The following is a 24,986-nucleotide window of genomic DNA, read 5'->3' as shown; positions in this document are numbered from 1 at the left end:
TTACCTTCAAGCACCGCTTATTGAAGTGCGTTGCGCACAGCTTCTTCAGCAGGCTCGCCGTCGATGGTTTCCACACCGGCCAACCACTCGCCCAGCAGCTCATCATTTTCCTGCAGGTAAGCACGCGCGGCATCACGCGGGTCTTCACCATCATCCATGATTTCAGCCATGAGCTGGTTTTCCATCTCAAGCGTGAACGTCATGTTGTTGAGCAGCTCACCGACGTTGGGGCACTCTTCTACGTAGCCGCCGCGGGTATTGGTATACACCGTTGCACCACCCAGATCAGGACCAAAATAATCACCAGCGCCTTCCAGGTATGCCATGTCGAAGTTGGTGTTCATGGGGTGTGGCTCCCAGCCCAGGAATACCATCCAATCCTCATTGGGCACCCGCGCGCTCAGTTCAGACAACATGCCGGCTTCACTGGAATCGACCAACTGCCAATCACCAAGGCCAAAGGCATCGTCATCGATCATCTGCTGAATCAACTGGTTGCCATCGTTACCAGCTTCAATGCCGTGAAGATCGCTGTTGAACTTGTCTGCATGCTCGGCCAGGTCTTCCACCGACGTGACGCCCGCATCGTAAACATATTGCGGTACTGCCAACGTGTATTTGGCACCTTCGAGGTTAGCCGTCAGCCGGTCAACGCTTCCTTTCTCAACGTAGGGGTCACTGATTGAGGCCATTGATGGCATCCAGTTGCCCAAAAAGACATCGAAGTCGCCGTTTTCCATGCCTGAATAGGCAATAGGTACTGACACGGTATCTACACGTACTTCATAGCCCATGCCTTCCAACACCTCACCGGCAAGCGCTGTGGTCGCGGTAATGTCGGTCCAGCCCACCTCGACAAAGCGAACCGTACTGCATTCGTTGGCCATCGCTAGAGAAGGCAGCCCCGCCGTGACGACCATCGCCCCCATCATGCTTAAACGTGTTTTCTTCATTTAGCGTCCCCTTTTCATCAGATTATCGATCACCCGCCCCGCGTTAATGTCGAAGCGGCAACTAACGTCTTTTTATTGATTGAACGTTCAATAAAAAAATGCCATCATTGTTAGGTAATCATGCCTACAGTCGTTTTTCAAGGTTATGGGTGAATAGGCATTCAACGCGACAGGAGATAGCCATGCCTAAGGTGGGAATGGAACCAATACGCCGCGAGCAGCTAATTAACGCCACTATGGCGGCTATTGACGAAGTTGGGTTGGCGGAAGCCACTGTCATGCGGATTGCCCGCCACGCGGGGGTATCAGCAGGCATTATCAGCCATTACTTTGGCGGCAAGGATGGGCTTCTGGAAGCCACCATGCGGCAAATTCTGACCGACCTTAACCATGCTATTTCGGTGCGTCGCCACGCGTTGGAGGACAATACGCCCCGCGCCCACATTGGCGCCATTATTGAAGGCAACTTTGACCGCACCCAGGTCACCGGCCCAGCCGCCAAGACCTGGCTCGCCTTCTGGGCCAGCAGTATGCACAGACCGACGCTGCAGCGCCTTCAGAATGTCAACGACCGTCGTCTATACACCAATTTATGCCACCAGTTTCGCCAGGTAATGCCGCGGGCGGATGCTCGCAACGCGGCTCGTGGTCTGGCCGCCATGATCGACGGACTGTGGTTGCGTGGCGCTCTGACGCCAGAAGGCCTGGACGCCGACGAAGCCCGTCACCTGGCTCACACCTACCTTGACCAACTACTTGCTCACCATGGATGCCAACAGCATGCATCCATGATCGAAACTTATTAAGGAGACCTCCATGGCTACTCAAGATATACAGCCTCTTTTCATTAACGGTCGCCCGGTCGATGCCACCTCAGGCGATACCTTTACTATCACCAACCCTTTCGATGGCAGCCTGCTGGCAACGGTCGGCCAGGCAAGCCAGGCTGACGTTGACAGTGCGGTTAAAGCGGCCCGAGAAGGCCAGCGCGAATGGGCCGCCATGACCGGCATGGAGCGTGCGCGCATCATGCTGCGTGCAGTGGCGCTGCTAAGAGAGCGTAATGACGAACTGGCTGAACTGGAAACCCGCAATACCGGCAAGCCGATCAGCGAAACCGCCAGTGTCGATATCGTGACCGGGGCGGATGCGCTGGAGTATTACGCAGGCTTGGCGCCCGCGATTGAGGGCAGCCAGATCCCACTTCGCGATAGCTCCTTTATCTACACCCGCCGCGAGCCGCTAGGCGTGATAGGTGCCATCGGCGCCTGGAACTACCCGATTCAAATTGCCTGCTGGAAAGCCGCCCCGGCACTGGCTGCGGGCAACGCGATAGTGTTCAAGCCCAGTGAGGTCACGCCGCTCACCACCATGAAGCTTGCCGAAATCTTCACCGAAGCCGGCCTACCCAACGGCGTGTTCAACGTGGTGCAGGGCGATGGCCTAGTGGGTGCCATGCTCACCGAGCACCCAGATATCGACAAGGTATCGTTTACCGGTGAAGCCGGTACCGGCAAGAAGGTAATGTCGGCGGCAGCCAGCTCGACGTTGAAAGACGTCACCATGGAACTGGGCGGCAAATCACCACTGATCGTGTTTGCTGACGCCGACCTCGACCGTGCCGCCGATGCGGCAATGATGGCCAACTTCTACTCCAGCGGCCAGATTTGCACCAACGGCACGCGAGTGTTTGTCGAGCGCAGCGTTAAAGACGCCTTTGAAGCCAAGCTGGTAGAGCGCGTCAAGCGTATCAAGGCAGGCGACCCGCTGGATCCCAACGTCAACTTTGGCCCGTTGGTCAGCTTTGAGCACCAGAAAAAAGTGCTGTCATACATTGCTCTGGGTAAAGAAGAAGGCGCACGGATTCTGATTGGCGGGGACGACTGGAACACCGGCAGCCTGGCCAATGGCGCCTGGGCAGCACCGACCATCTTCACCGACTGCAACGATGACATGCGCATCGTGCGCGAAGAGATTTTCGGCCCGGTGATGTCCGTACTGGCGTTTGACGATGAAGCCGACGTGGTCCGTCGTGCCAACGACACCCTCTATGGCCTCGCGGCAGGCGTGTTCAGTGAAAGCCTGAACCGTGCCCACCGCGTAATCCACCAGTTGGAAGCCGGTATCTGCTGGGTCAACACCTGGGGCGAGTCACCGTCCGAAATGCCGGTTGGCGGCTATAAAGAGTCGGGCATTGGGCGTGAAAACGGTGTCGAGACCCTCAACCACTATACCCAGACCAAGTCCGTACAGATCGAGATGGGGCCGTTTGAGTCAGTGTTTTAACTGTTGCTAACACGTACTCACTAGCCAAGGGCGCTGGGGGTAGCAAAGCTACCCCCATGATAGCCCCTTCCCCTATAAGTCCCGGTGGATCAGTATGTCTCAATCACGTGAATTTGATTACATCATTATCGGTGCCGGTTCGGCAGGCAATGTGCTTGCGACTCGCCTCACCGAAGACAGCAACGTCAGCGTGCTGCTGCTAGAAGCAGGCGGCCCTGACTATCGCTTTGATTTCCGTACCCAAATGCCCGCTGCCCTGGCTTTCCCGCTACAGGGCAAGCGCTACAACTGGGCGTTTGAAACCGACCCGGAACCGCATATGGACGGCCGCCGCATGGAGTGTGGTCGAGGCAAGGGGCTGGGCGGCTCATCGCTGATTAACGGCATGTGCTATATCCGCGGCAATGCCTTGGATTACGACAACTGGGCCAAACAGCCGGGTCTTGAAGACTGGGACTATTTAAGCTGCCTGCCCTACTTCAAAAAAAGCGAAAGCCGCGATATCGGGCCAAACGACTATCACGGCGGCGATGGCCCGGTCAGCGTGACAACGCCCAAGGCGGGCAATAATCCGCTTTACCATATCTTTATCGAAGCAGGTAAGCAGGCGGGCTACCCGGAGACCGATGACGTCAACGGCTATCAGCAGGAAGGCTTTGGCCCCATGGACCGCTTCGTGACGCCTAACGGCCGCCGCGCATCGACGGCGCGTGGTTACCTGGATATCGCCAAGCAGCGTAGCAACCTGACCATCGAAACCCATGCAGTGACCGATGTAATCGAGTTCGAGGGTAAGCGTGCGGTGGGCGTTCGCTATGAGCAAAAAGGCGAAAAGCAGCAGGCCTACGCTCGCCGTGAAGTGCTGCTCTGCGGTGGTGCCATTGCCTCCCCGCAAATCCTTCAGCGCTCGGGCATTGGCAACCCGGAACTGCTAAAAGAACTCGATATCGAGACGGTTCACGCCCTGCCCGGCGTGGGTGAAAATCTTCAGGATCACCTGGAAATGTACATCCAGTACGAGTGCAAAGAACCCATTTCGCTCTACCCGGCGCTCAAATGGTACAACCAGCCCAAGATTGGTGCCGAGTGGCTGTTCAAGGGCACCGGCGTGGGCGCGAGCAACCAGTTTGAATCCTGCGGTTTTATCCGCAGCCGCGATGAAGAAGAGTGGCCCAATCTGCAGTACCACTTCCTGCCCATCGCGATCAGCTACAACGGCAAAAGCGCCGTGCAGGCCCATGGCTTCCAGGCACACGTGGGCTCCATGCGCTCGGAAAGCCGTGGCCGCATCCGCTTGACGTCAAAGGATCCACACGCGGCGCCCAGCATTCTGTTCAACTACATGGCCAAGGACAAAGACTGGCAAGAGTTCCGCGATGCCATTCGCCTGACGCGCGACATCATCGCCCAGCCAGCCTTTGATCAATACCGCGGCCGCGAAATCGCGCCTGGCCCGGATGTACAGTCGGATGCCGAGCTCGATGCTTTCGTCAAACAGCACGCTGAAACCGCCTACCACCCCTGCGGCAGCTGCCGGATGGGCAACGACGAGATGGCGGTCACGGATGGCCAGGGCCGCGTTCATGGTATTGACGGCTTGCGTGTGGTCGATGCGTCCTTGTTCCCGGTCATCCCCACCGGCAACCTGAACGCCCCCACCATCATGCTGGCGGAAAAGATCGCCGACCGGATTCGTGAGCGTGAGCCACTACCCCGGGCCAACGTCGACTATTACGTGGCCAACGGCGCACCTGCCAAGCGTCACTGAACCAAGCGTCGGTCGCAAAACTCTAAAACGTCGTAGCCCAGCGCTGCGACGTTTTTTTATATCGCTTTAACGCATCGAAGTACTTGCACTGGGTGGCGCGGGTCTGCCAATATTCAAACATCTGTTTAAATCTTTGCATTAACCCTATCGTATCCATCAACACTATCCCTCAACATATGGAGAGGCACTATGCTCACCCTACTACTGATCGTGCTGGCGGCTGTTGGCCTGCTCGCGGTGATGCGCCGCGAAGCCGGCGCAACCGCTGCCCTGGTCGTGCTTGCTGTGCTGGGTCTTGTTGGCCTGCTTTTCGATGCCACCGTTATTGGCGTGCTACTACTGCTGGGCGCCGCCGCGGTGGCTGTCGCCGGGCTTCCTGCGCTACGCCGCCAGTGGCTCACCCCACGGCTATTTGCGATGTTCAAGAAAGTCGCCCCTAAGGTATCCGATACAGAGCGCACCGCGCTGGAAGCGGGTACCGTCTCCTGGGACGGCGAGCTGTTTTCCGGCAAGCCCCAATGGAACAAACTGCTCAACTTTAAAGACGACGGCCTGCGTGAAGACGAGCAAGCCTTCCTCGACAACCAGTGCGCAAAAGCGGCTGGCATGTGTAACGCCTGGGATATCGCCATTGAACGGGCGGACCTGCCCCAGCAGTTGTGGGATTACCTGAAAAAAGAAGGCTTCTTCGGCATGATTATTCCGAAGGAGTATGGCGGCCTGGGCTTCTCGGCCAAAGCGCAGTCCATGGTACTGCAAAAGCTCTCCGCCAATGAGACGCTGATGGTCACCGTCGGTGTGCCCAACTCGCTGGGCCCAGGCGAGCTACTGCTCAAATACGGTACGCAAGAGCAGAAAGATCACTACCTGCCGCGCCTGTCTGATGGCCGTGAAATCCCCTGCTTTGGCCTGACGGGCCCGCGTGCTGGTTCAGACGCCACTTCACTGCCGGACACCGGCGTCGTGTGCAAGCAAATGGTCAACGGCGAAGAAGTCCTCGGCCTGCGGCTCAACTTTGAAAAGCGCTGGATCACCCTGGCACCGATCGCCACCGTTGTTGGCCTTGCCTTCCGGCTGTTTGACCCCGACAACCTGCTCGGCGATGAAGAAGACCGCGGCATTACCCTGGCGTTGATTCCCCGCGATACCGACGGCATGGAAATCGGACGTCGCCATCACCCGATCGGCAGCCCGTTCATGAACGGCCCGATTGTCGGTAAGGACGTCTTTATCCCGCTGGACACCATTATCGGTGGCCCGGACATGATCGGTCAGGGTTGGCGCATGCTGGTCGAGTGCCTCTCCATCGGTCGCTGCGTCACGCTGCCTTCAGGCGCTACCGGCACGGCACGCTATGCTCTCGGTTGGAGCGGCGGTTTCACGCGCGTGCGCCGTCAGTTCAATGTGCCCGTCGCAGAAATGGAAGGCGTGCAGGAACCTCTGGCACGCATGGCAGCCCTTGGCTACATCTCTCAGGCAACGGTCTATCAAACCGCCAACCTGATCGACCACGGCGAGAAGCCTGCGGTCCCCTCGGCGATTCTGAAAAGCCAACTGACCGAATTCCAGCGCGACATCTTGGCCGATGCCATGGACGTACACGGTGGCAAGGCGGTCACCCTGGGCCCACGTAACTACCTGGGTATCGGCTACAGTGCCAACCCGGTGGCGATCACCGTGGAAGGCGCCAACATCATGACCCGCAACCTGATGATCTTCGGTCAGGGCGCTATCCGCTGCCATCCTTATGTTCTGGAAGAGCTGGCAGCCAAAGACGCTAACGACGCCAAAGCCTTTGACAAGGCGTTTTTCAGCCACGCCGGCTTGATATTTGGCAACGCCGCACGCGCGTTCACACTGGGCTTCGGCATCGCTAAACCCAAGGTCCCGTTCGATGGCCCTGCGACAGCCTATGCACAGGACATCGCCCGCCTCTCGGCCGGCTTCGGGCTGTGCGCCGATGCCGCCATGGCGAGTCTCGGCTCGGCCTTGAAAAAACGCGAGATGCTCTCTGCCCGTCTTGGCGATGTGCTTTCCAACCTTTACCTGGCCTCGATGGTACTCAAGCAATGGCAAGCCGGTGATAAGGTGGAAGGCGAAGAAGCCCTGCTGCATTACAGCTGCCGTTTCCTACTACAGCGCGCTGAACAGGCCTTTGTCGAAATTTTCGATAATCTGCCCAACCGGGCGCTGGGTAAAACGCTGAAAGTGATTGTCATGCCGACAGGACGCCGTTGGGACAAGCCCCACGATGACTTTGCCCGGGATATCGCCAAGCGCATTTCCACGCACAGCGCCCTGCGCACCAAGCTATTGCAGAATACCTGGGACAAGGACGACGGCGAACAGCGCAATCCGCTGGCCCGTTACAATGCCCTGCTGGTTGACTACGACCGCGCTGAGGCGATTTACCGCACGGTGAACAAAGCCTATGCCAAGGGTGAACTGCCGCAAACAGCTCTCCACCCTGAAGCGCGGGTAGAGGCAGCATTGGAAAACCGTCTGATCAGCGAAGAAGACGCTCAGTTCATGCGTGAGTTCGAAGCCGAGGTATTGGAAATGCTCACTGTGGATGATTTCCCCTACGAAACCTTCGCTACCGACAAGGCAACGCTGATTGATCACAATGCCAAAACGCCGGTGAAAGAAACACCTGAGAAGGCCGACAGCATTAAATAGCCCTTGAAATAGCCACTTGCTCGCACCAACCTTCAACCGGCCTCATTGAGGCCGGTTTTTTTGGTCCTAGACTTTCGTTTAATTTTCGATTTTTTATCCAAAAACTGAAAACGAAAGCCAATAAAGGCATTGCAGGTTCGGAAACGATCAACTAGGATTTCGTAAACGAAAGCTAGATATTCTCCAATAACAACGACGCTAGCGAGATTCGCATGTCCCTACATTTGCAAAATATCGCCCATACCGTAGGCGGTGTTCCCTATATTAGCGACGTTGATTTAGCACTCGAGCCAGGCTCCTTCAATGTGCTATTGGGCAGAACACTCGCGGGTAAAACCACGCTGATGCGTTTGATGGCGGGCCTAGAACCGCCCACCAAAGGCCGGATTCTGATGGACGGTAAAGACGTCACCGGCGTACCGGTGCGTCACCGCAACGTATCGATGGTCTATCAGCAATTCATCAACTATCCCAGCTTGACGGTCTACGACAATATCGCGTCGCCGCTCAAACTCGCCAAGCAGTCTAAAAGCGAAATTGACAAGCGCGTCGGCGAAATTGCTGAAATGCTGCATATCGAACATCTGCTTGACCGCTATCCTCTGGAGTTGTCCGGCGGCCAGCAGCAGCGCACCGCCATGGGCCGCGCCCTGGTAAAGGACGCCGATGTCATTCTCTTCGACGAGCCGCTGGTCAACCTAGACTACAAACTCCGTGAGGAGCTACGTGACGAACTACGCGATTTGTTCAAAGTGCGTAATTGTATTGCCGTATACGCCACCACCGAGCCTAACGAGGCCCTGGCTCTCGGCGGCAACACGGCCATCCTTCACGAAGGGAAGCTGCTGCAGTATGGCCCCACCGATCAAATCTACCGGCAACCCAACGGCATCCTCAGCGCCGAGATGTTCTCGGAGCCGCCAATCAATATCGTCCCGGGTCGACTCACTGACAAAGACATCACCTTCGATAACGACACTCACTTTGCCTGCGACGATGCCTTGCGTCAGCTACCTCCCGGTGACTACCAGTTCGGGGTTCGCGCCTCGCATTTGAGCCTTACCCCGCAAGCACCGGATGACCTCGAGCTGCCGGTCACCGTGGATGTCGCCGAAATCAGTGGGTCCGAAACCTTCCTTCATGCGCGTCATGTGCACTTCCCGCTGGTATTGCATCTCCTGGGGATACACGAACTGAAGGTCAACCAGGCCATCAAGGTTTATTTCCCCACTCATAAACTGTTTGTTTTCGACCAGCAGGGCCACATTGTGCATACCCCATTGGCTCAGACGGAGGGCGCCGCGCATGGCTGAGATCGTGCTTAAAACACTCGCGCACACTTACAGCGCCAACCCGCAATCGGCAGAGGATTACGCCATTCGCCATATGGAACACGTATGGCATCAAGGCGGCGCTTATGCGTTGCTGGGGCCGTCCGGGTGTGGCAAGTCAACCCTTCTAAACATCATTTCAGGGCTTTTGGCGCCCACCGAAGGCGATGTGCTGTTTGATGGTCAGCGGGTCAACGAACTGCCGCCGGAAGAGCGCAACATCGCTCAGGTTTTCCAGTTCCCGGTGATCTACGACACCATGACGGTGTTCGATAACCTCGCCTTCCCGCTACGCAACATGAACACTCCCGAGTACCGTGTTAAACCCAAGGTGCTGGAAGTCGCCGATATCCTTGAGCTGACACCGCTGTTATCGCGCAAAGCCAAAAACCTGACTGCCGATGAAAAGCAGAAAGTCTCCATGGGGCGCGGCCTGGTCCGCGACGACGTTACCGCGATTCTGTTTGATGAGCCGCTAACCGTCATCGACCCGCAGTTGAAGTGGAAGCTGCGCCGCAAGCTCAAGGAAATCCACGAGCGCTTTAACATCACCATGATCTACGTCACCCACGACCAGCTAGAAGCCTCGACCTTCGCTGACAAGATTGCCGTGATGTATGAAGGTCAGGTGGTTCAGTTCGGTACGCCGCGGGAACTGTTTGAAACGCCCGCGCATACTTTTGTGGGTTATTTCATCGGTAGCCCAGGCATGAATTTTTTCGAGCTTCGCTACGATCAGGCACAAAACACGGCGTATTTCGGCGACCAGCCACTGCCGTTAAGCACTACCTACCTGGCGGCGCTTCGCGATGTTGAGAGTGGCAATCTCAAGCTTGGCATTCGCCCGGAATTCATCGAAGTTCACTCAAGCGCCGAACCCGACACGATTGCTGTGCAAAAAGAGAACCTTCAGGACCTGGGCACCTACGCCATTCTCACCTTCTCGCTCAATCAGCAAACGTTTAAAGCCAGGCTGCCCGAAGACCATCCTGCCTTGGGCGACACCGTCTATATCCGTTTTCCCGACGACAAACTGAGCCTTTACGTCGATGAATACCGAGTCGAGGTAGATCATGAATAAAGTCTATAACAACCGCGCCTGGCTATTGGTATTGCCAATGCTTGTCTTGGTCGCGTTTTCCGCGGTCGTGCCACTGATGACCGTCGTCAACTACTCGGTGCAGGACGTGCTGGGCGCTAACGCCCGCTTTTTTACCGGCACCGAGTGGTTTGAAACCATGCTCAACGACCCGGCGCTGCAAGCTGCGTTTGTGCGTCAGATATCGTTCTCGCTGATCATTCTTGCCATCCAGATCCCCTTAGGGATCGGAATTGCGTTAATCATGCCCAAACAAGGCTGGCAAGCGTCGGCGGTGCTGATTCTGATCACTCTGCCCTTGCTGATTCCCTGGAACGTGGTGGGCAGCATCTGGCAGATCTTCACGCGGGGCGATATCGGTCTGATGGGTTGGGGGCTGCGCCAGCTAGGCATCGAATACAACATTACCCGCAATCCCGGCGACGCCTGGGTGACGATCATCCTGATGGACGTATGGCACTGGACCCCGCTGGTCGCCATGCTTTGCTACAGCGGCCTGCGTTCCATCCCCGAAGCCTACTATCAGGCGGCGCGCATTGACCGTGCCTCAAAATGGGCGGTATTTCGCTACATTCAGTTGCCCAAACTAACCAATGTGCTGGTCATTGCTGTGCTGCTGCGCTTCATGCATTCGTTCATGATTTACGCCGAGCCCTTTGTACTGACCGGTGGCGGGCCTGGCAGCTCAACGACCTTCCTGAGTCAATCATTGACCACCATGGCCGTGGGCCAGCAAGACTTGGGCCCTTCCGCTGCTTTCTCGATTATCTACTTCCTGGTCATCCTGTTGGTGAGCTGGGTGTTCTATACCGCCATCATGAACATGCAGAAAGACAAGCATTCCCAGGGAGGAGCGTGACATGAGCTACCAACTGGAAAACACCCAGCAGGGTGAAAAATACAACACCATTTTCAGCCGTACCACTCCGGCACAACGCCGTAAGCGCAACGCGCGAACCAGGCTCCGCTCGCGCCTGTTGCTGGGCGTCTATCTGCTATTGATGATACTGCCCATCTATTGGCTGCTGAACATGTCGCTGCAAACCAACAGCGAGATATTGGGCTCCATGACCATGTGGCCGGAGAACCTCACCTTTGATAATTATATCGGTATTTTTACCGACTCAAGCTGGTACATGGGCTATGTCAACTCGATTGCCTATGTGCTGATGAACATGCTGATCACCATTTGTGTGGCGCTACCCGCAGCTTATGCCTTCAGTCGCTACAGCTTTATTGGCGATAAGCATCTGTTCTTCTGGCTGCTGACAAACCTCATGGCGCCGCCTGCCGTGTTCTTGCTGCCCTACTTCCAGCTTTATTATTCGGTCGGGCTGTTCGACACGCACATTGCCGTGGCGCTGGCGCACTGCCTCTTCAATATCCCGCTGGCCATCTGGATTCTTGAAGGCTTCATGAGCAGCGTTCCCAAAGAGATCGACGAAACCGCCTATATCGACGGTTACAGCTTTCCACGCTTTTTCGTCAAGATTTTTATCCCGATGATTCGTTCAGGTATCGGCGTCACGCTGTTCTTCCTGTTCATGTTCTCTTGGGTTGAACTGCTCCTGGCCAGAACGCTGACGGCCACTGAGGCTCAGCCCATTGGCATGATCATGACGCGCACGTCCACCGCGTCGGGAATCGACTGGGGCACCTTGGCCGCCGCCGGTGTGCTGACCATTCTGCCGGGCATTCTGGTGGTCTACTTCGTTCGCAACCATATCGCCAAGGGCTTTGCCCTGGGTCGTACCTAAGGAGGTGATGTATGTCTTGGATGGTATGGACAGTGCCCACCGCTATTTTCTTTTCCGCCATTGCGGCCATGCTGGCCGGGATGACGGTTTGGGAAATTGTCTCGCCCACCATAGAACGTAAGGGCTTTCTGCCCATCACGACCACGCGCGGAGACCGGCTGTTTGTTGGCCTTCTGTCCGCCGCGTTTATTCACCTTGGCGTGATTGGCTTCACCTCACTATCGATTTGGTTAGCACTGGCAGCTTCGCTGGTTTGGCTGTTGGTGCTGATGCGCTGGGGGTAACCGGCGTAATAACCAAAAGCGGTCTCAAGGACGGATTCGCCATTAGGGAAAATCACAACACAACGAGGTCTATATGCGACATAACAATTTCAAACTCACCACCCTCGCCGCCAGCCTGCTGCTAGCATCCGGTTCGATAGCCGCAGATGACCACGATGCACGGGCGGTAGCCGAGCGGCTGGTCGACGAGCATTTCCAAAACTCGACCCTGAGCCGCGAGGAACAAATCGAAGAGCTGATGTGGTTTGCCAAAGCGGCCGAGCCATTTCGTGACATGGAGATTCAAACCGTCGCCGAAGGGTTAACCACCCACGTCTATGAAAGCGAAGTGCTTGCCGAAGCGTTCAGCGAGCTAACCGGTATCGACGTGACCCATAACATCATCGGTGAAGGCGATGTTGTCGACACCATGCAAAACCAGATGCAATCTGGTAATAGCATCTACGATGGTTTCGTCAACGATACCGATGCCATCGGTACCCACATCCGCTACGGCACCACCATCAACCTCTCCGAGGCGATGGAAAACGAATGGGCCGACTACACGCTACCCACGCTGGACCTGGACGACTTCATTGGGCTGCAGTATGGCACCGGGCCAGATGGCAGCATCTATCAGTTGCCAACCCAGCAGTTCGCCAACCTTTACTGGTTCCGCTATGACTGGTTCCAACGCGAAGACCTGCAGGAGCAGTTCCGTGATATTTACGGCTACGACCTAGGCGTACCGACCAACTGGACCGCCTACGAGGACATCGCCGAATTCTTCACCGAACATGTCGGCGAGCTCGACGGTACAGAGATCTATGGTCATATGGACTACGGTCGTCGTGACCCATCTCTTGGCTGGCGCTTCCACGACTCCTGGCTCTCCATGGCCGGCATGGGTAGCCCCGGCGTTCCCTCTGGCAACCCGGTAGATGACTGGGGGATTCGCGTCAACGAGGATAGCCAGCCGGTAGGCGCCAGCGTCAGCCGTGGCGGTGCGACCAACTCCCCTGCCTCCGTGTTTGCCATGCAAAAGGCCGTTGACTGGCTCCGCGACTTCGCCCCACCCGAAGCACAAGGCATGACCTTCGGTGAAGCTGGCCCGGTGCCTTCTCAAGGCCATATTGCTCAGCAGATTTTCTGGTACACCGCCTTCACGGCCGACATGACCGACCCCGATGTCGCCGTGACCGATGACGAAGGCAATCCGCTATGGCGCATGGCGCCTTCTCCCACCGGCCCGTATTGGGAAGAAGGCATGAAGGTTGGCTATCAGGACGTAGGCGCCTGGACGTTCTTTGACTCTACCCCCGAAGATCGTCGCACGGCAGCGTGGCTGTTTGGTCAGTTCACCGTGTCCAAGACGGTATCGCTTGAGAAGCTGATGCACGGCCTGACCCCAATCCGCGAGTCGGACATCTTCTCAGACCAGATGACCGAAATGGCGCCCAAGCTGGGCGGGTTGGTCGAATTCTACCGCAGCCCCAACGAGTCTAACTGGACGCCAACGGGCACCAACGTACCCGACTACCCACGCATGGCGCCTCTATGGTGGCAAAACCTTGCACCCGTCATGAGCGGCGAAGTTACGCCACAGGAAGGTCTCGATGCACTGGCGGCGGATATGGATAGCACCATGAACCGTCTTGCCCGTGCCAACGTCTTCGACAGCTACGCACCCGTGCTGAACGAAGAGCGTGACCCGCAATACTGGCTGGACCAGGATGGCGCGCCGAAAGCCAAGCTGGATGACGAAATGCCGCAAGGCACCACCATGCCTTACGACGAAATGATGGAAAAATGGATGTCAGCCGGTTCGCGTTAATACCGGTTGGGCGGGCCTTTGGGCTCGCCCTTTCCGGCTTCATCGGCGGCACCCTCTATCGACACTTACCAACAGCGCGGTCGCCCATATAGCACCGTGAACGGGGCTTTCTTTGTTAATTTGGATCCGCTATGAAACTGCGTAACCGTAATATCGAGAAACTACATTCCGATGAATTCGATGTACTGATTATTGGGGGTGGCATCAACGGTGCCGCCACCGCTGCTGCGCTGTCAGGTAAAGGCGCCAAGGTTGCCCTGATCGATCGTGGCGACTTCGCCGGCAGCACCAGCATGCACTCCTCCAACCTCGTTTGGGGAGGCATCAAATATATGGAAAGCAAAGACTTTGCATTGGTCAGAAAGCTTTGCAAGAGCCGCAATCATTTAATTAAAAGTTACCCATCCACTGTTCAGGAAATTCGTTTTCTGACCAACATTACCCGTGGGTTTCGCCATTCACCGCGCTACTTATGGATTGGCACCTGGCTCTACTGGCTGATGGGCAATGGGTTTACCAAGCGTCCCCGCTTGCTGTCACCCAAGGATATCAAGCAGGAAGAACCGATTATCGATGTCGATGACTCCGTCGGCGGCTTTGAATATTCGGATGCCTACCTGCATGACAACGATGCCCGGTTTGTCTTCAATTTCGTCCGCCACTCGCTTAATCATGGGGCGATTGCCGCCAACTATGTTGAGTCACTGGGCGCAGAGCGTGAAGACAATGTCTGGGTCACCAAGGCGCGCAACGTGATGGATGGCCAAACCTTTGATATCCGTGCCAAGGTACTGATTAATGCAGCAGGCCCCTGGGTGGATCAGCACAATACCTTGACCGGGCAGAAGACCACTCACCAACACCTGTACTCCAAGGGCATTCACCTGATTGTGCCCCAGTTGACGGATTCCCAGCGCGTGTTGGCATTCTTCGCCGACGATGGGCGACTGTTCTTTGTCATTCCCATGGGCAACCGGACCTGCATCGGGACGACCGATACACATATGGAGCACCCCGAGGTGGAGGTTACCGCTGACGATATTAATTTCGTGCTGGAAAACATCAACACACGTCTGACCCTCGACAAACCACTGGGCCAAGCCGATATCATCTCGACGCGCTGTGGCGTGCGCCCGCTGGCCATCAAGTCTGATCAAGGCAACGACCGTGACTTTTTACAGCTATCCCGTAAGCATGTGATCGATACCAATCACGATAGCGCACATATCAGTATCTTTGGCGGCAAGCTGACCGACTGTCTGAACGTGGGCGATGAAATCGCCGAAGCCGTCGCGAAGCTTGGGGTCGAACTACCCGACCAGGGCTTCCGCTGGTATGGCGAGCCACCCAAGGCCGTGAAACAACAGTTCATGGATCACGCCAAGCGAATGAATCTGGACGCCATGACAGCGGCGACATCCTCGGAGCCTCTTTCATCACGCCTTTGGCGGCGTTACGCCGAACAGGCAATGCCCATGCTGGAAAAAATCCGCCAGGACCCGTCGGAAGCCGATATTCTGATTGAGGGAACGGAGTATATTCGCTGCGAGCTTGAACATGCCCGCGATCATGAAATGATCACTCAGCTTGAGGATTTCCTGCGTCGTCGAGCCAAAGTGTCGCTCGTGGTACACCACGAGCAACTGCGTAACTCGAAGGGGTTGAAAGAAGCCTGCCGTGTTCTGTTCGGCGAACAAGCTGAAGAGCGTTTTGAAGCGTACTTTGCTCAGAACCGGGATACCTCTCAACCTTATGCGCCCAAACAGGAAGTTCCCTCGTAGGGAATGGCGGCAACGGCAGCGCAGTGGCAAATAAAATCCCCCTCACGGTGGCCGCCAGGGGGATAGAGGAAAGTAACGAGCGTCAGAACCTACTCTTTATTTACTACTCTTCATCTTCAACCAGCAGTTGGGAATCCCCTGCCAGCACCTCGTCCCACGCCTCTTCAATTGTGTAACCCATACGGTTATCAATGGTGTCGATGACTTCAACCGCGTGCTGAAGCGACTCCCGCTGGCCCTTTAACGCTAATACCAGCTTCGCCAGGTCCTGCTTGCTGAACGTATTCGCGATTCGGTCGGCTTGTTGGCTTAATTCGATGCAGTTCATGGTAAAACCCTCATGGTATGGTCATCCGCTGCTTACTATTGTCGTTAATCGTTAAGCAGCCATCTTGTTAATGACGAATGGTGACGTTGCTACTCATGCTGGACCGGATAAGTGTCCAGTTCGGTGACTGCGATAAGGTCACAAGCGTTACAAGACCTTCGCTTCAAGCGCCCGGATAATTCAAAAGCGCATCAAATGTAGCAGTGGTCAGGAGGGTCAATCGGGATAACGAAACACCGCCCTGATCCATGACTTCACTATGGTGCACTGCCGTAAAGCTCACAATGCATCATTGGCCGCAGGCAGCGTTGTAGCTCGACTACATAAGCGTCGAATAGACCCAAAGGGTGTCGTAGAATTTCACGGAATACAGGCATTACGCGGGGAACGCGTTGATAAGGGTGGGAAACTTGCCTAGATAGCTTGGACAAGCGGAAGCAGTATACGCCATCACTGCGACGGTGCCAGTCGACCAAGGACTAATAAACAAAGGCCACTACCGCAGAATCGCGATAGTGGCTTGTAGCAGGAATGGTTAATTCGTTGAACGCACCCGGGAAACCGCGTCCAACCACCCTTGGTACAGCTGTTCGCGGTTAGCCTCGTCCATACTCGGTATGAAACTTCGCTCGCAGCGCCAAAGCTGCTCAATCTCGTCAAGCGTCTGATACCAGCCTAACCGCAAGCCGGCCAGATAGGCGGCCCCCAGGGCGGTGGTTTCCAGAATCGTGGGGCGATCCACCTGTACGTTCAGCATATCGGCCAGAAACTGCATGACCCAGTTATTCTTGACCATGCCGCCATCGACGCGCAGGTTGCCGGGAGGCGCTTCCATGTCATCGTTCATGCAATGTTGCAGATCGCGGGTCTGATAGCACACGGCCTGTAAGCCTGCCGCAACAATTTCTGAAATCCCGGTATCGCGGGTCAGGCCAAAAATCGCCCCGCGGGCTTTGGGATCCCAGTGCGGCGCCCCCAGGCCGGTAAAGGCAGGGACCAAATAAACGCTGTGCCCACGGCGAGTATTACGCGCAAGGGCTTCGGTTTCGGCCGCATCCGCAAATAAATTCAGCCCATCGCGCAGCCACTGGACCGTCGCACCGGCGACAAAAATGCTGCCTTCCATGGCATAGGTCGGCTTGCCATTCAGGCGATAGCCAATGGTTGTCAGCAGCCGGTTACGCGACAGCGATGGTGTCTCCCCGGTGTTGACGATCATGAAACACCCGGTCCCATAGGTGCTTTTACCCATGCCCGGCTGAAAGCACGCCTGACCGACCAGCGCTGCCTGTTGATCACCCGCCACGCCCGCAATCGGCAGCTCAACACCCAACCAGCGGGCGTCCATGGTGCCAAAGTCATCGCTTGAGTCTTTCACGTCAGGAAGCAACGTCGCCGGGATATCGAACAGGTCAAGCAGCTCGTCGTCCCAGCGTTGCTCGTGGATATTGAACAAGGCCGTGCGCGACGCATTGGTAGCGTCTGTCACATGCTGATGGCCACCGGTCAATCGCCAGATCAAAAAGCTGTCGACGGTCCCGAATAGCAGCTCACCTTTCTCGGCCCGAGCCCGGGTTCCTTCGACGTTGTCCAACACCCATGCAAGCTTGGTGGCGGAAAAATACGGGTCGATCAAAAGGCCGGTCTTGGCCTGCACGCGTTCGGTATGGCCACCTTCGCGTAGCTGTTCGCAGAGCGACGACGTACGTCGGTCCTGCCACACAATGGCGTTATAAACCGGCTTTCCGGTGCGTTTGTCCCACACGATGGTGGTTTCGCGCTGGTTAGTGATCCCCACGCCTGCAATATGCTCTGGTTTGATAGCCGCCTTTTTGACAACTTCCTGGCAGGTGGCAATCACCGTATCCCAAATATCTTCAGGATCGTGCTCGATCCAACCATCGTAGGGATAGTGTTGGGTAAACTCCTGCTGCGCGACGGCGGTCACTTGACCTTCGCGATCAAACAGGATGGCGCGGGAACTGGTTGTACCTTGATCAATGGCAAGTATATAGGAGGACATGGCATGTTCGCTTTGTTGTTGGTTGTTTCGATTTTGTATACTTACTTTCGTTTTCTTATAGTTCCAGGCTACGCCAGCCGTGAGCAATGCTCAAGGATGAAAATATCACCGCTTTTAATGGTTCAGGCCAAGTGCAGAGCAACATCGTGCTGGGTAAGTAGGCGCTGAATGGCCTCCGGCGGTTTGCGGTCGGTAAACAGCGCGTCCAATTGGGCAATATTGCCTTGGCGTACCACCGGGTTACGGTGAAACTTAGAGTAGTCGGCCGCCAGGTAAACGCGCCGTGAATTGGCAATAATGGCCTGAGCAACGCGGACTTCCTGGTAATCGAACTCCAGCAAAGAACCATCTTCGTCGATGCCGCTGATACCGATAATGCCGTAATCGACCTTGAACTGATTGATAAAGTCGATGGTGGCCTCGCCAATAATACCGCCATCCCGAGAGCGCACCTGCCCGCCTGCAATGATCACCGTAAAATCTTCCTTGTGCTGCAGAATCGCGGCGACGTTGAGGTTATTGGTAATAATCTCCAACCCCTGATGATCGAGCAGCGCCTGGGCAATCACCTCGTTGCTGGTACCAATGTTGATGAATAGCGATGCGTCATTGGGAATATGCTCGGCCAGGCACCGCGCGATACGCTCTTTCTCTTCCAGATGCAGGGTTTTACGAGTGCTGTAGGCGGTATTCACTGTACTCGACTCGATCCCCACGCCACCATGAACGCGTCTTACGCGACCGTCGTTAGCCAGCGTATTCAGATCGCGACGGATGGTTTGCGGCGTGACGGCAAAATGATCAGTGAGCTGCTCGATGCTCATGTAGCCTTGCTGGCGGACCAGCTCGATGATCGCGTCTTGACGAAACTGTTGATTCATAAGCTAGCCCGTGACGTTATTTTTTCGTTTTAGAACGTATTTACCTGAAAACATAGTAGCCTAGCAAAATTTTTATCAAATAACGCTTATTGATGCTCGAAGACGAACGTTATCCCGACAGCGGCCATACCCAGAGGATCATCGGTATCGACACCAGCAGCACGACGACCGAAAGCGGCAACCCCAACTTCCAGTAATCGCCAAACCGATAGCCCCCGGGCCCCAGAACAAGGGTATTGGACTGATGGCCTATCGGGGTCAGGAAGGCACAGGAAGCACTGACCGCGACCACCATCAAGAAGGGGTCAAGCGATACCTCGAACCCTCTCGCCAGGCTCACGGCAATGGGCGCCATCAGCAGCGCCGCCGCGGCATTGTTGATGACATTGGAAAGCAGCATGGAAAGGATAAATAGCCCCACCAGGGTGACCACCACCGGCCAGTCGGTCCCCCAGTGCAGCAACGCCTGGGCAATCAGATCCGCTCCGCCGCTGGTCTCCAGCGCCTGACCGACCGGAATCATGGCCCCCAAGAGAACAATCACCGGTCCATCAATCGCCTGATAGCCCTCCCGAAGCGGTAGCACACCGATCAATAACGAGACCACTGCCGCGCTACTCAACGCCACCGCAGCAGGCAATACGTCCAGCAGCATGGCAACAATCGCGGCCGCAAAAATAGCCAATGAGAGTAGCAACTTGCGCGGCTGCCCCAGATTTAAATCGCGGTTAGCCAGCGGTAAACAACCCAACGCGGGCAGGCTTTCGGTGATTTCATTTTCCTCGCCCTGCAACAACAGGACATCGCCGGTCTGAAAGCGAATATCACGCAGGCGTTGCTTTAACCGGGTGCCATCCCGCGCCACCGCGACCAGGTGCAGACCAAACTGATGATTAAGGCGCAACTGACGGACACTACGGTTGATCATCATGGAGTCATTGCGCACCACCACTTCCACCAGCTGTAGCCCTTCGGTATCCACCGGTGGATGCGATTCTTGTTTTTCTTGCTCTTCGTCTTCGGTCAAAGCGCTGGTTTCGTCGTCCTTGTCATCGCGTTCAAGCTCGGCGACGGCGCTCAGACCTGCTTTATCTTCCAGCAGTTTTAGTTCTTCGGGTCCGGCTTCCAAAAGCAGGATGTCGCCTGCCTGTAGCATACCGTGGAACGAATAGCCCGCCTGGCGGTTGTCATCACGCACCACCGCCAGTACCGGAATAGACTCTTCAAGCTCGTCGCGAAGCTGCTGCAACGTCATCCCTTTGGCTTTGGATTCATCGTTGACTTTGAGCTCTACCAAGTAATTGGCCGTATCAAACATATCCGCTGGCGATGCCTGGCCGCTTCGCTGGGGCGTTAGTCGCCAACCGACCAGCACGATAAACGCCAACCCGGCCAATGCCACGACGCCTCCCACAGGGGCAAAGCTGAACATACTGAAGGTATCGTCGGATACGTTCGCCCGATAGCTGGAAATAATGATATTCGGCGGGGTACCGATCAGGGTCGTCAGCCCACCCAGCAGAGAGCCAAATGCCAGCGGCATCAGCAATAGCGATGGAGAGGTGTCATGTTCCCGCGCCATCCGCATGGCGACGGGCAACAGCAGCGCCAGCGCCCCGACATTATTCATGATTCCCGAGAGCACCAAGACAGTTCCCACCAACGCCAGCAACTGGAGTATCAAGCGCTCACCCACCTTGAGTATCTGCTCGGCGATGATATCGACCAGACCCGAGCGCTCAAACCCTTTACTCAGCACCAGCACGGCGGCAACCGTGATCACGGCAGGATGACCAAAACCGAGAAAGGCGTCTTTGGCCGGCACCAATCCAAGCATCACCGAGCCCAATAGTGCCGTCAGGGCGACCAGGTCATAGCGAAACCGCCCCCAGATAAAGGCCGCCAATGTTAACCCCAGCACGACAAACACCAACGTACTCGGCGCAAGCCCCACATCCTCGATTGCCATTGTTGCATCACCTCCCTGTGGATCACCGTCTCTACCGTAGTGAAACGCTTGCTTTACTGTAAATCAGATAGTGACGCGCAGGTAAATAATATTAGACATTGACTATACGCCAATAAAAAGCCCGGCGATGCCAGGCTGAGAAAGGTCACTGATGGAGTCGAAAGGGTTCAGGCGCTATTTTTTCATGCGGTCCAACATTTGTTGAACGGCTTCCAGGTGCTCGGGTTCGTTATGGGACATACCCTGAAAAACAGCGCAGACGTCCAGAAACGCTTTTAGCTCCATGTCGGGTGCCATTTTCATTAACCGTTTGGTCAACCGCGTGGCCCTAGGCGGCTGGGCAGCGATCCGCCCAGCATGCTTCATCGCCGCCTTCATTAGCGCATCGGGCTCGGCAACCTCCAGCACAATGCCGTATTCCAAGGCTTCCTGGGCATCGATAACCCGTCCGGACAAGGTCAGCTCAAAGGCCCGCTGGTAACCGATCTGGCGCTGCAAGAACCATGCGCCGCCGTCACCGGGAATAATGCCCAGGTTGAGAAAGGTTTCGCCAAACTTGGCTTGGCGCGAAGCGATGCGTATATCCGCCATATTGGCCAAGTCAAACCCGGCACCAATTGCTGGTCCGTTGACCGCCGCAATGATGGGTACTTCTACCGCTTCAAGCGCCAGCGGCATACGCTGGATGCCGCGGCGATAACGCTCGGCCACTTCCGCCACGTCCCCGGCGAAGTCGCCGTCGCGGCGGGCCATGTCCTTGACGTTACCCCCGGCAGAAAACGCCGACCCTGCGCCGGTGATTACCAGTACCGACACCTCACTTGCCTGATTCACCCAGTTAGCCGTGGCGACAATGTCATCGACCAGCGCGGTGCCGGTGAGCGCATTACGCACGTCATGGCGATTCAGAGTGAGCGTGGCCACTCGCTCTTCAAGCGTTAGGGTCGCGTCTGTCAGTGTCGGTAACGATAGGCTCATTCTTCGCGCTCCACAATGATTCGGGCATCCACAATGGCATACCCCTGGGGGTGGCTGTCTGGATAGGCCACCACCGGGTTTAAATCCAGCTCACGAATACTCGGGTAGGCATCCACCAGCTTTGAAATCTGCATTAACAACAAGACCAGGGCCTGCTTATTGACCGCCTGAGCACCGCGAACCCCTTCCAGCACTTTTTGCGCCTTGATCTGGTTCACCATGGATTCGGCGTCAGCTTGCGTGATGGGCAGTGAACGAAACGCCACATCCTCCCACACCTCGACGAACACGCCGCCCAGGCCAAACATCAGTACCGGGCCAAAGACCGGGTCGCGCAGCATACCGATAATCACCTCCACCCCTTTCTCCGCCATGGGCGTGACCAGCACCCCCTCGAGTTGGGCGCTAGGGTCGTAACACTGTGCGTTAGCCACGATGGTTTTGTAGGCATCGCGCAACGCGGCTTCGCCTATCAGATCAAGCTTAACCCCACCGGCGTCGGATTTGTGCAGAATATCCCTGGAGACCACTTTCATGGCCAACGGCTGGTCGCCAAAGTGACGGGCCACGTCCGCCAGTTCATCACTGCCTTGCACCCTGCGTTCGTCGGGCACATGGATGCCATGCGCGGCAAGCAGTCCCTTGGCTTCGAACTCGAGCAAGTCCCGCTTTTGTTCTTTTGCGGTCGCTAACATCGCCTGGCCATCAGGGGATGCCTGCATCGGCAGTCGAGCGGGTTGAGCGGCACATTGCGCCAGGTATTCACCGCGCTCACCCAGCGCCGCCAGCACTCTCACGGCGTGTTCGATGGAGGCGTAAACGGGCAGCCCCGCCTCATGCAAACGGCTTAGGGCTGGGGGTTTAATGGGCGCGTAGAGACTGTAGATGACCAGCGGTTTCTCGCTCGAATGGGCCAGTTCCACCATGGATTCGGCTCCGCGCATTTCGTCACCCAACAGCGACTCGGCAAAACGCAGGCTGTAGCCGCCAAACATGCCCACCAGAAACACGCTATCGACATTCGCATCTGCGGCCACCACTGCCATGCATTCTGCCAGCAGTGAAGGATTCGCATCCGAAGAACCCGCCACATCGATCGGGTTCAGCGTGGAGGCCTGTGGTAGCAACAGCGCATCGAGTTTCGCCTGGGTATCGCGGCTTAGGGTCGCCAGCGTCAAGCCCGCCTCCGATAGCCGATCCGCGGCGATAGTCGCCTGGCCGCCACCGTCAGCGATCACCGCCACACGTTTGCCCGCTGCTTTTTGCAAGCGGCCCAGCCCTTCCGCCACCGGGAGTATTTCATCGGAGTACTGCACTACGCTCACCCCGGCCTGGCGCAAAAGGTCCACCGTCATCTGATAGCTGCCCGCCAGCGCGCCGGTGTGTGAGCTGGCGGCCTTTTGCCCTTGCGCGGTGGAACCGGATTTATACACCACCACGGGCTTCATCGCGGTGACCTCACGCGCCACATCGAGAAACTTGCGTCCGTCCCGAAAGCCTTCCACATAAAGGGTGGCCACTCGGGTATGCGCATCCTCGCCAAGATAGCGCAGGTAATCGTTAAAGCCGATGTCGCTCTGGTTGCCGGGTCCGATATAGGTGCTGAACCCCACTTGCCCGTTATACTGGGCCTCCAAGGCCAGGGAAAGCAGCATATTCCCCGATTGCGAGACAATCCCAATGTCGCCAGGCTTGAGATTCTCAAGCGCCAGCAGATTGATATTATGGTGAAGATTGAACAGCCCTGAGGTATTGGGCCCGATGATCCGCACACCATGGGCGCGGGCATTGGCCATCATCCGGGCTTCCAACGCGGCCCCCGCCTCGCCGCTTTCGCTGAAACCACTTGCCAACACCACCGCCCCCTTGATGCCACGGCGGCCACATTCAGCAATCAGGTCGGGCACCGTGGCGGCGGGCGTACATAGCACGGCCAGTGCCGGGTTCCCCGGGATCGCACTGATAGACGGCCAGGCCTTGACCCCTAAAATACTGTCGGCTTTCGGGTTGACCGGGTAAATATCTCCGCGGTAACTGCCTTTTACGAGTCCCTCCATGGCTTTATAGCCACGCTTGGTGGCATCGGCCGATGCGCCCACCACCGCAATGCCCTTGGGTGCCAGAACGGCGTGGAGCGGGCTGCTTGAAGGAAGATGGCCTTCGATAGATTGCATGGTATGACCTGTTGAGATAAGTGAAAACGACAGCATCCGCCAGCGGAACGCCACAAAGCGGCTTGAAGGTTAACTGCCTTTAAACTGGGGCGGTCGTTTTTCGGCGAAGGCATTGACGCCTTCCTGCCAGTCTTCGGTGGTCGAACAGGCAAAGACGGCATCCAGCTCCTGCTGCAGCTGACTGGGCATCTCGGTATGCGACCCGCGATTCACCAGCGGCTTCAACATCGCCAATGAGACCGGTGCTTGCCTGGCCAGCTTTGAGGCCAGCGCCCAGGCTTCCGGCATCAGCTGATCGAGTGGGTAATGGGCAAGCGCCAGGCCAAGTCGCGTTGCCTCAGCGCCGTTGATTTTGTCGCCCGTGTACAGCATCCGGCGTGCCTGCGCCAAGCCCACCAACTGGGGAAGCCATTTGGAAACACCGCCCCCCACGCAGGTGCCAATGCTGGTTTCGGGGAAGCCAATCTGAGCTTCGTCGGCCATCAGGATAAAATCGCAGGCGACTGCCATCTCGGCACCGGCGCCCAGGGCATAGCCATTTAGCGCCGCAATCACCGGCTTGTTGAGCTGCGCAATCGCTTCACCGACATCGTTACCCAGCTGTAGGTATTCACGCCGCTGATACAGGGTCCGCGCGGCACCGCCGTGAGCTTTCATGTCGGCGCCTACGCAGAACGCCCGCCCTTCCCCGGTAATGATAACGGCACGCACCGCAGGCGTTTGCCGGGCGAAAGCCAACACGTCGATAAGCTCTTGGTACATCAACTCAACAACGGCATTAAGGCGTTCTGGACGGTTGAGGCATACCGTTAAGACAGTGTCCTGCTGAGTGACTAACAGGGTTTCATACGAAGGCAAGTTCAGTGGTGGGGTTTTCACGGT

General features: G+C 56.6%; 19 protein-coding genes. 11 read left to right on the top strand and 8 right to left on the bottom strand.

Annotated elements, in window-relative coordinates; genetic code table 11:
• Positions 1-17: 17 nt before the first annotated feature.
• The gene (locus HXW73_RS07865; RefSeq protein WP_186255670.1) at positions 18-953 is read right to left on the bottom strand and encodes a choline ABC transporter substrate-binding protein; all 936 of its coding nucleotides are present in this window, start codon (positions 951-953) and stop codon (positions 18-20) included.
• A gap of 182 nt (positions 954-1,135) precedes the next feature.
• Here HXW73_RS07865 and betI point away from each other — a divergent pair, with 182 nt between their 5' ends.
• The 11 genes from betI (at position 1,136) to HXW73_RS07810 (ending at position 15,751) form a co-directional block, all read left to right on the top strand.
• Entirely contained in the window at positions 1,136-1,759 is a 624-nt protein-coding gene (betI, locus tag HXW73_RS07860; RefSeq protein ID WP_186255669.1) for a transcriptional regulator BetI, read from the top strand.
• A 10-nt stretch (positions 1,760-1,769) separates the two neighbouring features.
• A complete protein-coding gene (gene betB, locus HXW73_RS07855; protein ID WP_186255668.1) occupies positions 1,770-3,239 on the top strand; it encodes a betaine-aldehyde dehydrogenase in 1,470 nt (489 codons plus the stop codon).
• Between the two features lie 94 nt (positions 3,240-3,333).
• Positions 3,334-5,007: a choline dehydrogenase gene (gene betA / locus HXW73_RS07850; RefSeq protein WP_186255667.1), complete on the top strand. Its 1,674-nt coding sequence runs from the start codon at positions 3,334-3,336 to the stop codon at positions 5,005-5,007.
• 189 nt (positions 5,008-5,196) lie between these two features.
• Positions 5,197-7,686 (top strand): acyl-CoA dehydrogenase, encoded by a 2,490-nt coding sequence (locus HXW73_RS07845; protein WP_186255666.1) that lies wholly within the window; start codon positions 5,197-5,199, stop codon positions 7,684-7,686.
• A gap of 212 nt (positions 7,687-7,898) precedes the next feature.
• Complete coding sequence (locus tag HXW73_RS07840) at positions 7,899-8,999, top strand: ABC transporter ATP-binding protein (protein ID WP_186255665.1); 1,101 nt, start codon at positions 7,899-7,901, stop codon at positions 8,997-8,999.
• Positions 8,992-10,098, top strand: a complete 1,107-nt coding sequence (locus HXW73_RS07835) for an ABC transporter ATP-binding protein (protein ID WP_186255664.1) — start codon at positions 8,992-8,994, stop codon at positions 10,096-10,098. Before HXW73_RS07840 ends, HXW73_RS07835 begins: the two co-directional genes overlap by 8 nt.
• Entirely contained in the window at positions 10,091-10,975 is an 885-nt protein-coding gene (locus HXW73_RS07830) for a carbohydrate ABC transporter permease (RefSeq protein WP_186255663.1), read from the top strand. The genes HXW73_RS07835 and HXW73_RS07830 overlap by 8 nt, the downstream gene beginning before the upstream one ends.
• Position 10,976: 1 nt before the next feature.
• The gene (locus HXW73_RS07825; RefSeq protein WP_186255662.1) at positions 10,977-11,873 is read left to right on the top strand and encodes a carbohydrate ABC transporter permease; all 897 of its coding nucleotides are present in this window, start codon (positions 10,977-10,979) and stop codon (positions 11,871-11,873) included.
• Between the two features lie 11 nt (positions 11,874-11,884).
• Positions 11,885-12,157: a DUF2160 domain-containing protein gene (locus HXW73_RS07820; RefSeq protein ID WP_085918697.1), complete on the top strand. Its 273-nt coding sequence runs from the start codon at positions 11,885-11,887 to the stop codon at positions 12,155-12,157.
• 73 nt (positions 12,158-12,230) lie between these two features.
• Positions 12,231-13,970: an ABC transporter substrate-binding protein gene (locus tag HXW73_RS07815; protein ID WP_186255661.1), complete on the top strand. Its 1,740-nt coding sequence runs from the start codon at positions 12,231-12,233 to the stop codon at positions 13,968-13,970.
• Between the two features lie 131 nt (positions 13,971-14,101).
• A complete protein-coding gene (locus HXW73_RS07810) occupies positions 14,102-15,751 on the top strand; it encodes a glycerol-3-phosphate dehydrogenase/oxidase (RefSeq protein WP_186255660.1) in 1,650 nt (549 codons plus the stop codon).
• A 103-nt stretch (positions 15,752-15,854) separates the two neighbouring features.
• Here HXW73_RS07810 and HXW73_RS07805 read toward each other — a convergent pair whose 3' ends face one another.
• From HXW73_RS07805 to HXW73_RS07775, 7 genes are all read right to left on the bottom strand, one after another.
• Positions 15,855-16,079 (bottom strand): hypothetical protein, encoded by a 225-nt coding sequence (locus tag HXW73_RS07805; protein ID WP_186255659.1) that lies wholly within the window; start codon positions 16,077-16,079, stop codon positions 15,855-15,857.
• A 535-nt stretch (positions 16,080-16,614) separates the two neighbouring features.
• Complete coding sequence (glpK, locus tag HXW73_RS07800; RefSeq protein WP_186255658.1) at positions 16,615-18,102, bottom strand: glycerol kinase GlpK; 1,488 nt, start codon at positions 18,100-18,102, stop codon at positions 16,615-16,617.
• Positions 18,103-18,224: 122 nt separating this feature from the next.
• Positions 18,225-18,983, bottom strand: a complete 759-nt coding sequence (locus tag HXW73_RS07795; RefSeq protein WP_186255657.1) for a DeoR/GlpR family transcriptional regulator — start codon at positions 18,981-18,983, stop codon at positions 18,225-18,227.
• 109 nt (positions 18,984-19,092) lie between these two features.
• A complete protein-coding gene (locus HXW73_RS07790; RefSeq protein WP_186255656.1) occupies positions 19,093-20,952 on the bottom strand; it encodes an SLC13 family permease in 1,860 nt (619 codons plus the stop codon).
• Positions 20,953-21,126: 174 nt separating this feature from the next.
• Positions 21,127-21,930: an enoyl-CoA hydratase-related protein gene (locus HXW73_RS07785; RefSeq protein ID WP_186255655.1), complete on the bottom strand. Its 804-nt coding sequence runs from the start codon at positions 21,928-21,930 to the stop codon at positions 21,127-21,129.
• Entirely contained in the window at positions 21,927-24,104 is a 2,178-nt protein-coding gene (locus HXW73_RS07780) for an acetate--CoA ligase family protein (protein WP_186255654.1), read from the bottom strand. Before HXW73_RS07780 ends, HXW73_RS07785 begins: the two co-directional genes overlap by 4 nt.
• A gap of 69 nt (positions 24,105-24,173) precedes the next feature.
• Entirely contained in the window at positions 24,174-24,983 is an 810-nt protein-coding gene (locus HXW73_RS07775) for an enoyl-CoA hydratase/isomerase family protein (RefSeq protein ID WP_240538745.1), read from the bottom strand.
• Positions 24,984-24,986: the final 3 nt, after the last annotated feature.

Origin of the sequence: Halomonas sp. SH5A2, assembly GCF_014263395.1 — a bacterium.
Taxonomy (GTDB): Bacteria; Pseudomonadota; Gammaproteobacteria; order Pseudomonadales; family Halomonadaceae; genus Vreelandella.
Note: the sequence above shows the minus strand (reverse complement) of the source record. Positions and strands in the feature narration are given on the sequence as shown.

Excerpts from the sequence above, each read along its gene's own strand:
- HXW73_RS07865 (WP_186255670.1), bottom strand. The coding sequence starts at position 953 with ATGAAGAAAACACGTTTAAGCATGATGGGGGCGATGGTCGTCACGGCG.
- betI (WP_186255669.1), top strand. The coding sequence starts at position 1,136 with ATGCCTAAGGTGGGAATGGAACCAATACGCCGCGAGCAGCTAATTAAC.
- betB (WP_186255668.1), top strand. The coding sequence starts at position 1,770 with ATGGCTACTCAAGATATACAGCCTCTTTTCATTAACGGTCGCCCGGTC.
- betA (WP_186255667.1), top strand. The coding sequence starts at position 3,334 with ATGTCTCAATCACGTGAATTTGATTACATCATTATCGGTGCCGGTTCG.
- HXW73_RS07845 (WP_186255666.1), top strand. The coding sequence starts at position 5,197 with ATGCTCACCCTACTACTGATCGTGCTGGCGGCTGTTGGCCTGCTCGCG.
- HXW73_RS07840 (WP_186255665.1), top strand. The coding sequence starts at position 7,899 with ATGTCCCTACATTTGCAAAATATCGCCCATACCGTAGGCGGTGTTCCC.
- HXW73_RS07835 (WP_186255664.1), top strand. The coding sequence starts at position 8,992 with ATGGCTGAGATCGTGCTTAAAACACTCGCGCACACTTACAGCGCCAAC.
- HXW73_RS07830 (WP_186255663.1), top strand. The coding sequence starts at position 10,091 with ATGAATAAAGTCTATAACAACCGCGCCTGGCTATTGGTATTGCCAATG.
- HXW73_RS07825 (WP_186255662.1), top strand. The coding sequence starts at position 10,977 with ATGAGCTACCAACTGGAAAACACCCAGCAGGGTGAAAAATACAACACC.
- HXW73_RS07820 (WP_085918697.1), top strand. The coding sequence starts at position 11,885 with ATGTCTTGGATGGTATGGACAGTGCCCACCGCTATTTTCTTTTCCGCC.
- HXW73_RS07815 (WP_186255661.1), top strand. The coding sequence starts at position 12,231 with ATGCGACATAACAATTTCAAACTCACCACCCTCGCCGCCAGCCTGCTG.
- HXW73_RS07810 (WP_186255660.1), top strand. The coding sequence starts at position 14,102 with ATGAAACTGCGTAACCGTAATATCGAGAAACTACATTCCGATGAATTC.
- HXW73_RS07805 (WP_186255659.1), bottom strand. The coding sequence starts at position 16,079 with ATGAACTGCATCGAATTAAGCCAACAAGCCGACCGAATCGCGAATACG.
- glpK (WP_186255658.1), bottom strand. The coding sequence starts at position 18,102 with ATGTCCTCCTATATACTTGCCATTGATCAAGGTACAACCAGTTCCCGC.
- HXW73_RS07795 (WP_186255657.1), bottom strand. The coding sequence starts at position 18,983 with ATGAATCAACAGTTTCGTCAAGACGCGATCATCGAGCTGGTCCGCCAG.
- HXW73_RS07790 (WP_186255656.1), bottom strand. The coding sequence starts at position 20,952 with ATGGCAATCGAGGATGTGGGGCTTGCGCCGAGTACGTTGGTGTTTGTC.
- HXW73_RS07785 (WP_186255655.1), bottom strand. The coding sequence starts at position 21,930 with ATGAGCCTATCGTTACCGACACTGACAGACGCGACCCTAACGCTTGAA.
- HXW73_RS07780 (WP_186255654.1), bottom strand. The coding sequence starts at position 24,104 with ATGCAATCTATCGAAGGCCATCTTCCTTCAAGCAGCCCGCTCCACGCC.